Source organism: Thalassobaculum sp. OXR-137 (assembly GCF_034377285.1).
Lineage (GTDB): Bacteria > Pseudomonadota > Alphaproteobacteria > Thalassobaculales > Thalassobaculaceae > Thalassobaculum.
In genome coordinates, this window is sequence record NZ_CP139716.1 from 121,870 (window position 1) to 133,589 (window position 11,720).

Annotated in this window: 11 protein-coding genes and 2 pseudogenes; 4 read left to right on the plus strand and 9 right to left on the minus strand. The window is 63.2% G+C overall.

What is annotated here, in order from left to right; genetic code table 11:
• The 6 genes from T8K17_RS25935 to T8K17_RS25960 all read right to left on the minus strand — a co-directional run bounded on the left by T8K17_RS25935 (nt 1) and on the right by T8K17_RS25960 (nt 5,279).
• Complete coding sequence (locus T8K17_RS25935) at nt 1–1,791, minus strand: copper resistance system multicopper oxidase (protein WP_322335150.1); 1,791 nt, start codon at nt 1,789–1,791, stop codon at nt 1–3.
• Nucleotides 1,792–1,906: 115 nt separating this feature from the next.
• The gene (locus tag T8K17_RS25940; protein WP_322335042.1) at nt 1,907–2,476 is read right to left on the minus strand and encodes a cupredoxin domain-containing protein; all 570 of its coding nucleotides are present in this window, start codon (nt 2,474–2,476) and stop codon (nt 1,907–1,909) included.
• 511 nt (nt 2,477–2,987) lie between these two features.
• The gene (locus T8K17_RS25945) at nt 2,988–3,899 is read right to left on the minus strand and encodes a cytochrome c (RefSeq protein WP_322335043.1); all 912 of its coding nucleotides are present in this window, start codon (nt 3,897–3,899) and stop codon (nt 2,988–2,990) included.
• Entirely contained in the window at nt 3,899–4,492 is a 594-nt protein-coding gene (locus T8K17_RS25950) for a cytochrome c (protein WP_322335044.1), read from the minus strand. Before T8K17_RS25950 ends, T8K17_RS25945 begins: the two co-directional genes overlap by 1 nt.
• Before the next feature lie 35 nt (nt 4,493–4,527).
• Entirely contained in the window at nt 4,528–4,938 is a 411-nt protein-coding gene (locus T8K17_RS25955; RefSeq protein ID WP_322335045.1) for a hypothetical protein, read from the minus strand.
• Nucleotides 4,938–5,279 (minus strand): cytochrome c, encoded by a 342-nt coding sequence (locus T8K17_RS25960; protein ID WP_322335046.1) that lies wholly within the window; start codon nt 5,277–5,279, stop codon nt 4,938–4,940. The genes T8K17_RS25955 and T8K17_RS25960 overlap by 1 nt, the downstream gene beginning before the upstream one ends.
• A 102-nt stretch (nt 5,280–5,381) precedes the next feature.
• On the opposite strand from T8K17_RS25960, the gene T8K17_RS25965 reads away from it, so the two are divergent.
• The gene (locus T8K17_RS25965) at nt 5,382–6,140 is read left to right on the plus strand and encodes an IS5 family transposase (protein ID WP_245565555.1); all 759 of its coding nucleotides are present in this window, start codon (nt 5,382–5,384) and stop codon (nt 6,138–6,140) included.
• 60 nt (nt 6,141–6,200) lie between these two features.
• On the opposite strand, the pseudogene T8K17_RS25970 reads toward T8K17_RS25965, so the two are convergent.
• Together T8K17_RS25970 and T8K17_RS25975 are read right to left on the minus strand one after the other, a co-directional pair.
• A pseudogene (locus tag T8K17_RS25970) lies at nt 6,201–6,589 on the minus strand (MerR family transcriptional regulator).
• A gap of 39 nt (nt 6,590–6,628) precedes the next feature.
• Nucleotides 6,629–6,949, minus strand: coding sequence for an SHOCT domain-containing protein (locus T8K17_RS25975; RefSeq protein WP_169400819.1), 321 nt, complete (start codon nt 6,947–6,949; stop codon nt 6,629–6,631).
• A gap of 149 nt (nt 6,950–7,098) precedes the next feature.
• Here T8K17_RS25975 and T8K17_RS25980 point away from each other — a divergent pair, with 149 nt between their 5' ends.
• The 3 genes and pseudogenes from T8K17_RS25980 (at nt 7,099) to T8K17_RS25990 (ending at nt 10,893) form a co-directional block, all read left to right on the plus strand.
• On the plus strand, nt 7,099–9,558 hold the full coding sequence (locus tag T8K17_RS25980) for a heavy metal translocating P-type ATPase (protein ID WP_028793188.1): 2,460 nt from the start codon (nt 7,099–7,101) through the stop codon (nt 9,556–9,558).
• Between the two features lie 348 nt (nt 9,559–9,906).
• Nucleotides 9,907–10,137, plus strand: a pseudogene (locus tag T8K17_RS25985) (transposase domain-containing protein); the annotation flags it as partial.
• A 291-nt stretch (nt 10,138–10,428) separates the two neighbouring features.
• Nucleotides 10,429–10,893: a MerR family transcriptional regulator gene (locus T8K17_RS25990; protein WP_028793134.1), complete on the plus strand. Its 465-nt coding sequence runs from the start codon at nt 10,429–10,431 to the stop codon at nt 10,891–10,893.
• A 44-nt stretch (nt 10,894–10,937) separates the two neighbouring features.
• On the opposite strand, the gene T8K17_RS25995 is transcribed toward T8K17_RS25990, so the two are convergent.
• Nucleotides 10,938–11,720: a TRAP transporter large permease subunit gene (locus T8K17_RS25995; RefSeq protein WP_322335047.1), complete on the minus strand. Its 783-nt coding sequence runs from the start codon at nt 11,718–11,720 to the stop codon at nt 10,938–10,940.

Sequence of the window (11,720 nt, forward strand, 5' to 3'; positions counted from 1 at the left end):
TTAGCCTCCGGTGGCGTGGTTCGAGGTGGTGTCGAGGTCGGCGCTCTTGCCGACCGGCCCACCTTCCACGACGACCTTGCGGAACATGCCGCTGTCGGCGTGATAGGAGAGATGGCAGTGGAAGGCCCACTGACCGGGCGCGTCGACCTCCGTCTCCATGAAGACCGTCGTGCCGGGCGCGACGCTGACCACATGCTTGATCGGGTTCCACTTGCCCTGTCCGACATCGAGGATCGACCACATTCCGTGCAGGTGCATCGGGTGGGTCATCATCGTCTCGTTGACGAACTTGAAGCGAACCCGCTCGCCGTACTGCAGCCGGATCGGCTCGGCGTCAGAGAATTTCACGCCGTTGATTGACCAGATGTAGCGCTCCATGTTGCCGGTCAGGCGCAGCTCAATCTCTCGGGTCGCGTCGCGGTGCTCGTAGAGTGGCTTCTGCGCCTTCAGGTCGGCATAGGACAGGAACTTGCCGCCATCCGCCGCCTGGGGGGTGAGACCGCTGCCGGGGGCGTAGAACGGATCGGCCGGTGCCGCCGCCATGGTCCCGTGGTCCATACCCTGCATGACCGAGCCGTCGGACATGATGTGCGTCGGCTGTCCCGAACTTTGGCCCATGGTTCCATGTCCCATAGCGCTATGGTCCATCGTGCCATGGTTCATGCCTTGCATGACCCTGCTGTCGGGCATGGTGTGCGTCGGCTGATTTGAGCCATGATCCATCGCGCCCTGGCCCATCGCGCCCTGATCCATGGACCCGTGCTCGCCATGGGCCATGCCCATATCCGCCATGGTCAGGAGCGGCGGTTCGCGCAGGTCCGGCACCTCCGCCTCCATCCCCGACCGGGGCGCCAGGGTGCCGCGCGCGAAAGCCGTGCGGCCCATGGATTCCGCGAAGACCGTATAGGCCCGGTCCTCGGTCGGTCGCACGATCACGTCATAGGTCTCGGCCACGGCGATCCGCAGTTCGTCGACGGTCACCGGCTGCACGTTGTTGCCGTCGGCCTGCACCACGGTCATCTGCAGCCCGGGAATGCGGATATCGAAATAGGTCATCGCCGAGGAATTGATGAAGCGCAGCCGGATCCGCTCGCCTGGCTCGAACAGACCGGTCCAGTTCTGCGATGGGCCCATGCCGTTGATCAGCGGCGTGAAGCCCTGAAGGTCCTCCACATCCGTCGGCATCATGCGCATCTCGCCCCAGGCGCTGCGGTCGTCGAGGGCGGAGGCCAGCCCCCGGTCCCGGCTGTCGTCCAGGAAGTCAAGCAGGGTGCGCTGCTGCCGGTTGTAGTAGTCCGGCATAAGCTTCAGGTTCCGCATGATCCGGTCACCGGAGTGGGGGTGGGCGTCGGTGAGCTGGACGACATACTCGCGGTTGAAGCGGAACGGCTCGCGTTCCTTCGGCTCGATGACGATCGCCCCATAGGCCCCGTCCGGCTCCTGGAAGCCCGAATGGCTGTGAAACCAGTAGGTGCCGCTCTGCACGATGGGGAAACGGTATGTGAAGGTCTCGCCCGACTTGATTCCCTCATAGGAAATGCCCGGCACGCCGTCCTGTTGGTACGGCAGGATCAGCCCGTGCCAGTGAATGGACGTGTCCTCATCGAGGTTGTTGGTCACGTTGATCGTGACCTCCTCGCCTTCCTTGAAGCGCAGGACCGTTGGCGTCGATGATCCGTTGTAGCCGATCCCGGTCTTGCTGAAGTCGCCGGTCTCGAGCGTGATCCGGTCGACGGTGATATCGTATTCGCCGGCAAGGCTGCCGGTCGCGAAGGAGGTGGCGATCGCCACTCCGAGCGCGCAGGCCCGGGCATAGGAACGTGGTCTCACGGCTTGTCTCCGTATGGCAGAGTTGATGTGGAGGCCGGGCCGCGCTTTCGGCGGCCCGGCGGCAACGTGAGAAAGATCAGTGGCTGATCTTGATGTCGCCCATCATCCCGGACTCATAATGGCCCGGAACGTTGCAAGCGAACTGCAGATCTTGCGCCTCGGAGAAACGCCAGATCACCTCACCAGACTTCCCCGGTTCAACGAGCACGCTGTTGCCTTCGTCGTGCATGCCGTGGCCCATGGACGCCTTCATCTTCTCGGCAGCGGCCTGGTCGATCCGATCCGGAAGCAGAACGCCGTGTTCGACCATCATCATCATTTCGGGGGCGTGGGACTTGTGCATCTCGGCGGTAGCGATGGCGAACTCGTGGACGAATTCGCCTTCGTTTTTGATAAGGAACCGAATTGTCTCACCCGCTGAAACGGAGACCGACTCGGGCTCGTAGTAGTTTTCGTGCATGCTGATTCTGACGGTCCGGCTGGCTTCGTAGGGCTTACCGGGCTGTCCGATGGAGGTCGTGGATCCATGGCTGTCGGCGCTGCCATGTCCTCCGTGGGAGGCGGTTTGCGCCGCGGCGATTCCGGCGGACGATACAGTGAGGGCGAGCGCGACCGCAGCGGCGCGCATCATCATGCGGTAGGTCATCAAGAAGATCCTCGCGAATAGGCATTTGAATCGGATGGTTTCAGAGGCCGATGAACTGGGCCTCCGGAGTTCCGATCAGCCGCGAGGAGGTGGCGTTGTCGCCTCCGCATGCAGCCCAGCGGCCAATTGGTCGGAAGGCGCCGACCAGGCTTGCCGGGCAAAGGTAGGACGGGACACAGACTTCATTTCCGGTGTGACATAGCCAGTGCAGCTGTGCCCCGCGATGGCACAAGACGTATGGTAACCAGCCCGGTCTTGCATACGCTCACCGGGACCATGCACGTGCCCTGACATGACCGTTTCTGCTACCGGCGGCACCGACATGGTCCCGGCTCCGTTGCGATGCATATCCGTCATCCCCATCAGCCCCGCGGAGAGGGCGACCAGGAGCACGGTGGCGATGGCGATGAAGCGCTTCATGACGGTCAAATAGGGCTTCCAGTACCGGAAGGTCAAGGGCCGTCTGCGCCCGTCTGCACGGGCGGGCAGGTGAGGGTCGAATGGTCGGTCACTACCGATTGGCGCCTGATCGCTGTTTCTCCGGATCCATCAGGTATTCGACCAGGGCCGCGATATCCGCATCGCTCCAGTACCGCGTGCCGTCGCGGATCACTTCGGCCATCGTTCCGCCCAGGCTGTCGCCGGAGGGCGTCAAACCCGTTCTGAAGGCATAGCCCAGATCGTCGGCGGTCCATCCCTCGCGCGCCAGGGCTTCGGGCGTGATCGCCGGGATCTTCTCGTTTCCGGGACCGGTGCCGCCCTCAAACTTGCGGTCGGAATCGAGGCCGCCGAGCCCGGTCCGTGGCGTATGGCAGGCTCCGCAATGGGCTGCGGCCTCCGCCAGATAACGCCCGCGAAGCCAGGCGTCCGACGAGCCTTCCACCGGTGCCTGTGGCCCGGACTTGAAATACAGCCGCTTCCACAGCCCGACGCCGCGGGCCCAGTTGAACGGGAACCGCAGCCGATGCTCGGGCGGACCGCCGGCGACGGCGGGGACCGAGTTGACGGCGGCCCAGAGGTCGACCACGTCCTGATCGGTCAGCCGTGTGTAAAAGCTGTAAGGAAAGACCGGAAAGAGGTGGCCGCCGTCCGGCGCTTCTCCGGCCGTCAGCGATCGGGAGAAATCCGCCAGCGTCCAGGACCCGATCCCGTCCTCGGGGTGGGGCGTGATGTTCGGCGCGAAGAAGCTGCCGAACTCCGTGTCGATCCCGGCGCCACCGGCCAGCACGGCACCGTCGCCCGCCGGGTCGGTGTGGCAGGCGATGCAGCCCGACAGGCGCGCCACATAGGCGCCGCGGTTTACGTCGCCGGAGAGGCTCGCCAGGTTGCGCTGGGGCACGCTTGGACTGGCAGTGAGCCACGCGAAGGCACCGCCGCCCAGAAGGACGGCGGCGCCGACGATCAGCCATAAGGTCCGGGCCATCAGTTCTGCTTCTTGCGGAAGCTCTGGTGGCAGGCCGAGCAGGTATCGGCCAGATGGAAGAACACCCCGTCAGGCGGCATCTGCGCCAGCATCTCGGCGGTCGGACCCTGTCCCCCGCCCATCATGCCGCCGCCCATCATTCCCCCTCCGGACATGCCCTGGCCATGCATCATCCCCTGGCCCATCATTCCGCCCTGGGCGCCGCCCGCCGGCCGTTGATTGTCGGCTGCGGCGGCGAGAGCCTGAGCGTATGTGGAGAGCTGATCCGACAGGGCACTGAACCGGTCCCAATCGCTCCAGATCGCCGGCAGCGCCTCCGACGGGTGGTCGAGGCTGTCCTTGGGAAAGAGCCTGGTCAGCGCCTCGCCGCCATGGCTTTCGATGGTGGCGGCCAGCGACCGGACCCGTTCGGCACCGTAATCCTGCTGACCCCGCATCATCGCGGTCAGTTCCTTCATGGCGTCGCCGAGCGCTTCCATGGAGTCCATGCGCTCCTTCACCACGCCCGAGGCGCCGCCATGGGCGATCGCGGTGGTTGCACCGGCTCCGATCGCAGCCGCCATCGCGACCGCGGCAATCATCTTGCGTTTCATCGTCAAACTCCGTTCGTCGTCGGATCGTTACAGGATCAGTCAGTCTGAAAACGAAGATCGAGGATCGGAGGGGGATTGGGCGGCGCCCGGGCGACGTCAAGAACCGGCCGTCTGACAAGCGGGCGACCGACCTTCGCCGGCTCCCTTACCTGGTCGGTACCGCTCTGAGCAGGCACATCGAGGCCGGCAAGCGAACAGCCGATCCCCAGACCTGCAAAAAACAACGGGTTGGGATCCGACGGCTGCTCCGCTTCGAGCGTACTTCCGGTTCGCAGCTCACCAACTGCCAAGTACACCGGGGAGAGTGCAACTGCCGGAGCCTGATGCGCCATACCCTGTGCGGGTGCGATAAGGCCAAGGATCAGAAGCATGATCAGGAATAGGCAGGCGTTCGCGGACAACCCTTCCCGCGCTTCCTCCTTGCTTCCACCCCCGATCTCACCCATCAAAAGATCCCGTTGGCCCTTTGCAGCTCGCGAACGTAGCGCACAATCATATCGACGTCCTGCTCAGAGACCCCTTCAACCGCTGGCATGTTCCCGAAGCGCCAGTGATGTGCCTGAACGCCCATTACTGTGGCACGATAGAACGCCGGATCGCCGTGGTGGCTTGGCTCATAGATGGGGTGAATCAGCGGCGGTCCCACCTCGGACCCGGCCGCATTGGCGCCATGGCAGCTTGAGCAGTTGACATTGAACAGAATCTCTCCGGCACGGCCGTTGGGAGAAAACTCCGGAACGCTAACCTCAACTATCGGTCCGCCTCGCCCTGCCGCCTGGCCGCCCATACTGTGCGGTCCATACATCCACCATCCGCCTAGGGCCTGTCCCCATAAACGGGTTTCGTTGAATGATGAGATTTGATTCAACCTTCTGAGAAGGAGGTTGGTATGCGCCGTCACGAGTTGAGCGATAAGGAATGGTCGATCATTAAGCCGCTGCTGCCGCGCAAGAGCCGCGGGGTGAAGCGTGTGGATGACCGCCGGGTGATCAACGGGATCCTGTGGCGGTTCCGCACCGGGTCGTCGTGGCGCGATGTACCGGAGCGCTATGGACCGCGCACGACGCTCTACAACCGGTTTTGCCGTTGGCGGGCCTCGGGTGTGTGGGACCGGCTCTTGGAGGCGGTCTCAGAGGCTTACGACGGCGACATCGTGATTGATCGACAGCTCGTGTGTCCGCGTCCACCAGCATGGTGCCGGCGCGAAAAAGGGGGATCTGGCGATCCGTGCATGGGACAGTCCCGAGGCGGGCTGACGACGAAGATCCACGCCGTTGTCGATGCCGAGGGCCGGCCTGTTCGCCTGGCGTTGACCGCCGGCAAGGCGGGAGACGCCCCCATGGCGGCGGGGCTGTTGGAAACAGTGATGCCGGGTGCCACCGTGCTCGCCGACAAGGCCTACGACACCGACGGTATCCGATCCTTCGTGGCCGCCCGCGGCGGATGGGCGAACATACCACCGCGCATCACCCGAAAAGACACCTTCGCCTTCAGCCGCTGGGTCTACCGCCAGCGCAACCGCGTCGAGCGCTTCTTCAATCGCCTCAAACAGATGCGCGGCATCGCCACCCGATACGACCGGCGCGCCGACAACTATCTCGCCGCCGTCAAACTCGCCGCGACACGCATCTGGATCAAAGCGTTATGAGTCCGCTTCCTAGACCCACAAGAGCAATTGCCAGAACGCCGGCAATGACTGACAACCGTTTCATTGTAGCGTCCCCGATTTCGTTCCGGCCAGATCGTCTAGGATCGGGCAGTCTGGTCGATCGTCGCCATGGCAGCGGTGTACGAGTTCGGTCAGCGTGGCATGCATCGCCTGTAGATATCCGATCTTCCGGTCGATGCTGGCGAGGTGATCTTCGGCAACCTGCTTGACGTCCGCACTCGCCCGAGCGCGATCAGGGCACGGCAGTCCTCGATGGTGAAGCCGAGCGAGCGGGCGCGCGCCAGGAATGTCAGCTTGTGTACGTCGCTTTCGTCGAACGCACGGTATCCGTTGGTGCCGTGGGCGGGCCGGACCAGGCCCACGTCCTCATAGTACCGAATCGTCTTGGCAGGGAGGCCGCTCAGAGCGGCGACGTCGCTGATGTTCATGGCCGTCCTTCGATAAATACTGTGTCGGGCTCCAAGCCGCTATTCGAGCGCCTTCCGTCGCGTCTCGAACTCCGCCTGATCGATCTCACCCCTGGCGAAGCGCTCCCGCAGGATGGAGAGCGAACGATCGCCAGAACGACCGTCACCGGATGCCGGATGCCAGCCGAGAAATCGCGCGATGAGGAGAACCGCGCCAACCAGGAAGGCGATGAAGATGAGCATCATGACCGGTCCCATGAACCAGCCTCCCCAACTCATCATCGGGTGGTAGCCGTACTCGCTGTAGTTCGGTTCGGCGATCACCGAGCCTCCAGACAGGAAAGCGATCACGATCACGACAGTAGCGACTATCTTGATCATTGTCTGATCCTCCACTTCAAGTAGGGCCATAATCAAACTATGCACCCTCCGGCAACTGGAAGGTCAAGCGCGTCGATGTGATGAGATGCCGCTTGACCTTCCAGTGAGAGGAAACCTCATGGTCAGTCTGTCAATCTGGCGAGGTAACCATGAACTCCCATACCAAGACTGATGCCCACGTGATCGTGCGCGACCCGGTCTGCGGCATGACGGTCGATCCCGACGCCGGCAAGCCCCGGCGCGAGCATGCTGGCCACACCTACCACTTCTGCTCCGGACGCTGTCGGGAGAGGTTCGCTGCGGCCCCGGAAGATTACATCACGGCGGAGGATCCAGTTTGCGGCATGAGCGTCGACCGCGCCTCGGCGCAGCACATGGCCAAGCACGCCGGAGAGCGGTTCTACTTCTGCTCCGAGCGATGCCAGACCTGCTTCGAGGCCGAACCAGATGCCTTCCTCGGGAACCATTCCGCGCCGGGACCGATGCCGGAGGGGACGCTCTACACCTGTCCTATGGATCCCGAGATCGTCCAGGATCATCCCGGCGACTGCCCGATCTGCGGCATGGCGCTCGAGCCGATGACGCCGACCACCGATGCCGGTCCCAACCCCGAGCTGATAGATTTCCGCCGCCGCCTCTGGATCGGCGGACCTCTGGCGGCCGGAGTGTTCGTTCTGGAGATGGGAGATCACCTAGGACTGCCTCTCGCCGAGGAGCTTGGGCCGACACTGCATATCTGGCTGCAGTTCCTGCTGGCGACACCGGTCGTGGTCTGGATCGCGTTTCCGTTCTTCAAGCGCGGCTGGTCATCGATCGTGAACCGAAGCCCGAACATGTGGACCCTGATCGCCCTTGGCACCGGTGCTGCATATCTGTTCAGTCTTGTCGGCATGCTGTTTCCCGGCGTTTTCCCAGCGTCGTTGTTGAACCAGCACGGGCAGGCGCCGGTGTATTTTGAGGCGGCGGCGGTGATCCTGATCCTGGTGCTGGTCGGGCAGGTCATGGAGCTATCGGCCCGGGAGCGAACCGGCGATGCGATCCGCGCCTTGCTCAACCTAGCCCCGAAGACGGCGCGGCGGATCACTGACGACGGCGAGTCCGATGTTCCCTTGGAGGAGGTCCGCCAGGGCGATCGGCTGCGCGTGCGTCCTGGTGAAAGCGTCCCAGTCGACGGTGTGCTGCTTGAGGGCAGGTCCGCCGTGGATGAGAGCATGATCACTGGTGAGCCGGTCCCGGTCGAAAAGGCAGAAGGCGACGGCGTCACGGGCGGCACGCTGAACAAGTCCGGCAGCTTCATCATGACGGCAGAGAAGGTCGGCGCCGACACCGTGCTGTCGCGCATCGTCGATATGGTGGCAAAGGCGCAGCGCAGCCGGGCGCCGATCCAGGCGTTGGCCGACAGGGTCGCGGGATATTTCGTGCCTGCGGTCGTGCTAATCGCCCTCGCCGCGATGGCGTCCTGGCTGATCTTTGGGCCGAGCCCGGCGTTGTCCTACGCGGTCGTGGCCGCAGTCAGCGTGCTGATCATTGCTTGTCCCTGCGCGCTTGGCCTGGCGACTCCGATGTCGATCATGGTCGCGACCGGGCGCGGAGCCCAGGCCGGCGTACTGATCCGCGACGCCGAAGCCCTGGAGCGCTTCGCAAAAGTGGACGTGCTGATCGTCGACAAGACCGGGACACTAACAGAAGGCCGGCCGACGCTGACCGACGTCATTGCCGCCAACGACGTGGTGGAGAGCGATCTTTTGTCCCTCGTTGCCTCCCTTGAGCGGGGCTCCGAGCACCCGCTTGCCGAGGCGATTGTCGACGGTGCCGAAAAACGGGGTGCGGCGCTGTCAGACACCGCAGACTTCGAGGCCGTGACCGGCAAGGGTGTGCGCGGTACGGTGTCGGGCAAGGCCATTGCCCTCGGTAATGCGGCGATGATGCGCGATGTTGGCGCTGATCCGGAGGCGTTCGCGGAAACTGCAACGTCGCTTCAGGAGCAGGGCAAGACCGCCATGTTTGTTGCGGTCGACGGCCTAGCTGCGGGTCTGATAGCCGTCGCGGACCGGGTTAAGGAGACTACACCTTCGGCGATCCGTGCGCTGCATGAGGCCGGCCTGCGGATTGTCATGGCCACCGGCGACAGCCGACGAACCGCCGATGCGGTGGCCCGTGATCTCGGCATCGACGATGTGCGGGCCGAGGTCAGCCCGGAGGACAAGGGCACTTTGGTTGAGGAACTTCGCGCCCAGGGGCTTAAAGTCGCCATGGCCGGCGATGGGGTCAATGACGCCCCGGCCCTGGCGGCCGCCGATGTCGGTATCGCCATGGGAACAGGTGCGGATGTCGCCGTCGAAAGCGCCGGCGTGACCCTGGTGAAGGGCGACCTCATGGGGATTGTTCGCGCCCGGCGGCTGGCTCAGGCGACGATGGGCAACATCCGTCAGAACCTGTTCTTCGCATTCGTTTACAATGCGGCAGGCGTGCCGATCGCAGCGGGCGTCCTCTACCCAATGTTTGGCATCCTCCTGTCGCCGATTGTCGCCGCGGCGGCCATGAGCCTGTCCTCGGTGTCAGTGATCGGCAACGCCCTGAGGCTCCGCACACTCAAACTCGGAGGTTAAAATGTGCTCCCTGAGGCGCTGTCACACCTTCTGGAGGGCAGAGCGTCAAAAAGTACGCTAAACAACGTTCTAATGACTGCAATCTGGGCCCGTAGGCAAAGTGTATTCGTTCGCCGGCCTGTGGCCAGCGCCTGGAAGACCTTGGCGGGTGTGCCGCGAGCTCCTGATCGACGACGATTGATCACGCTCTCATCCGCGGGTTGGAAACCGCACTTCCCGTCTCCGTCGTTGGGCCTGCCTCTCTCTAAGCACGGGCGCCGGATGATCCTGCCCCAACGTATACCGAGGATTGCCCATCGGGGTTTCCGTACCATTTTCCCCGGTACTTTGGGGGAATCCGGTACGGAAACCCCTGAACAGTCGATCCGAGGGATCGCCGTCGGGCGGAAGAACTACCTCTTCATGGGCTCCGAGGGCGGCGGCAAGGCCGGGGCCATCGCCTACACCCTCATCGAGACCGCCAAGCTAAACGGCGTCGACCCGCAGGCCTGGCTCACCGACGTGCTCGGCCGGATCGCCGAGCACAAGATCAACTGGCTCGATGAGTTGTTGCCCTGGACCTACGCTCAGCACTGCTGAGCGTACCGGCGATCGTCAGACCTGGTCAGATGGGCTTGGCCAGACGCTCACGATCGGGCGTCGCCCCATGACGGTCATTGGAAGCGCTAGATGTTTAGTCCCGGTATGTGATGGTACGATTTCGTTGACCATCGACAAGGACGGGTTATAGGACAGGTACTAAACGGCAGCGCCACGACCACAGCCGGCCATCGAGATAAAATCCTTGTCAGATCGTTCCAGAACTTGTGCCCTCGCGATCGACACCCTGCGATCTATAGCTATTAGAGATGCAAGAGGAGTATGACGGCCATGACAGTGGTGGAGTTCACCATCGGCCGCCTGGCGAGAGAGACCGGGTGTAAGATTCCCACAATTCGCTATTACGAGCAGATCGGGCTGCTGCCGAAGCCCATCCGCTCCGCCGGAAATACCCGGCTTTACGGCCCTGCGCACAGGGCGCGCCTTGATTTCATCCAGCATTGCCGGGAACTCGGCTTCCCCCAGGCAGCGATCCGGGGTCTGTTGGACCTGACCGATCATCCGGATCGGTCCTGCGAGGCGGTGACCGAGATCGCGGCGGCGCATCTGGCGGACGTGAACCGGCGCCTTGCCAGCCTATCGACCCTGAAGGACGAACTCACGCACATGATCGAAGCGTGCGAAGGTGGCCGCGTCACGCAGTGCCGCATTGTCGAGACCTTGGCGGACCATTCCCACGGCCATTGTCTCGGTCACGATCACGGCGACAAAGGACGGGTGGAGTGCGGCAACTGATGCTGATGGTGGGCCAGATTCCATTATCTTCGAGAGGTCGCCGACTACCGAAGGCCAAGCAAAGACACGGGCAGCCACGTCACGACGGCCGGCATGATCAGGATGAGCGTGATCATCAGCAGTTGAATGGCAACAAGGGGCACGACCCCGCGATAGATCGATAACATTTTGATGCTGTCCGGCGCCGACCCCTTCAGGAAGAACAGCGCGAAGCCGAAGGGCGGGGTCAGAAACGAAGTCTGCAGCACCAGAGCGATCAGCGCCCCGATCCAGACGCGCGCAAGGTGGTCCGAGCCGACGTATTGGCTAAAGTCCAAGGTGCTGATAACCGGATAGAAAATAGGCAGCGACACCAGCGTGATCTCGATCCAGTCAATGAAGAAACCGAGGACGAACAGGATCAACAGCACGATCGCCAGAATCCAGAAATCCGACAACGCCGTACCGTCGAACAGCCCGACGGCAATATCGTCGCCGCCGTAGAACCGGAACACCAGGGAGAACACGCTCGCTCCCAGGACGACGAAAAACACCATCGCGGTGATTTTCATTGTGCGAAAAAGCGCAAGGCGCACCAGCGACGGGGTGAAGCCACGATAGATGAAAATGAGCAGTGCGGCGCCCACGGCTCCCACGGCGGCGGCCTCCGAAGGGGCGACCCATCCGGCAACAATCGATCCAAGCACGAAGACAATCAACCCGACTGGCAGTACGAAACCTCGGACCGCCTGAGCCAGAAGCGAGCGGCCATCGGTTTCGGGAACATCCCGAGGGCAGAGCGTTGAAAGTACGCTAAACAACGCTAATGAAGAACAATCGGGGAACAC

What these genes read in the sequence shown, in the direction of transcription:
- T8K17_RS25980 (WP_028793188.1), top strand. Translation starts at nt 7,099, where the DNA reads ATGAACTCCCATACCAAGACTGATGCCCACGTGATCGTGCGCGACCCG.
- T8K17_RS25990 (WP_028793134.1), top strand. Translation starts at nt 10,429, where the DNA reads ATGACAGTGGTGGAGTTCACCATCGGCCGCCTGGCGAGAGAGACCGGG.
- T8K17_RS25960 (WP_322335046.1), bottom strand. Translation starts at nt 5,279, where the DNA reads ATGGGCGGCCAGGCGGCAGGGCGAGGCGGACCGATAGTTGAGGTTAGC.
- T8K17_RS25955 (WP_322335045.1), bottom strand. Translation starts at nt 4,938, where the DNA reads ATGGGTGAGATCGGGGGTGGAAGCAAGGAGGAAGCGCGGGAAGGGTTG.
- T8K17_RS25940 (WP_322335042.1), bottom strand. Translation starts at nt 2,476, where the DNA reads ATGACCTACCGCATGATGATGCGCGCCGCTGCGGTCGCGCTCGCCCTC.
- T8K17_RS25965 (WP_245565555.1), top strand. Translation starts at nt 5,382, where the DNA reads ATGCGCCGTCACGAGTTGAGCGATAAGGAATGGTCGATCATTAAGCCG.
- T8K17_RS25975 (WP_169400819.1), bottom strand. Translation starts at nt 6,949, where the DNA reads ATGATCAAGATAGTCGCTACTGTCGTGATCGTGATCGCTTTCCTGTCT.
- T8K17_RS25950 (WP_322335044.1), bottom strand. Translation starts at nt 4,492, where the DNA reads ATGAAACGCAAGATGATTGCCGCGGTCGCGATGGCGGCTGCGATCGGA.
- T8K17_RS25945 (WP_322335043.1), bottom strand. Translation starts at nt 3,899, where the DNA reads ATGGCCCGGACCTTATGGCTGATCGTCGGCGCCGCCGTCCTTCTGGGC.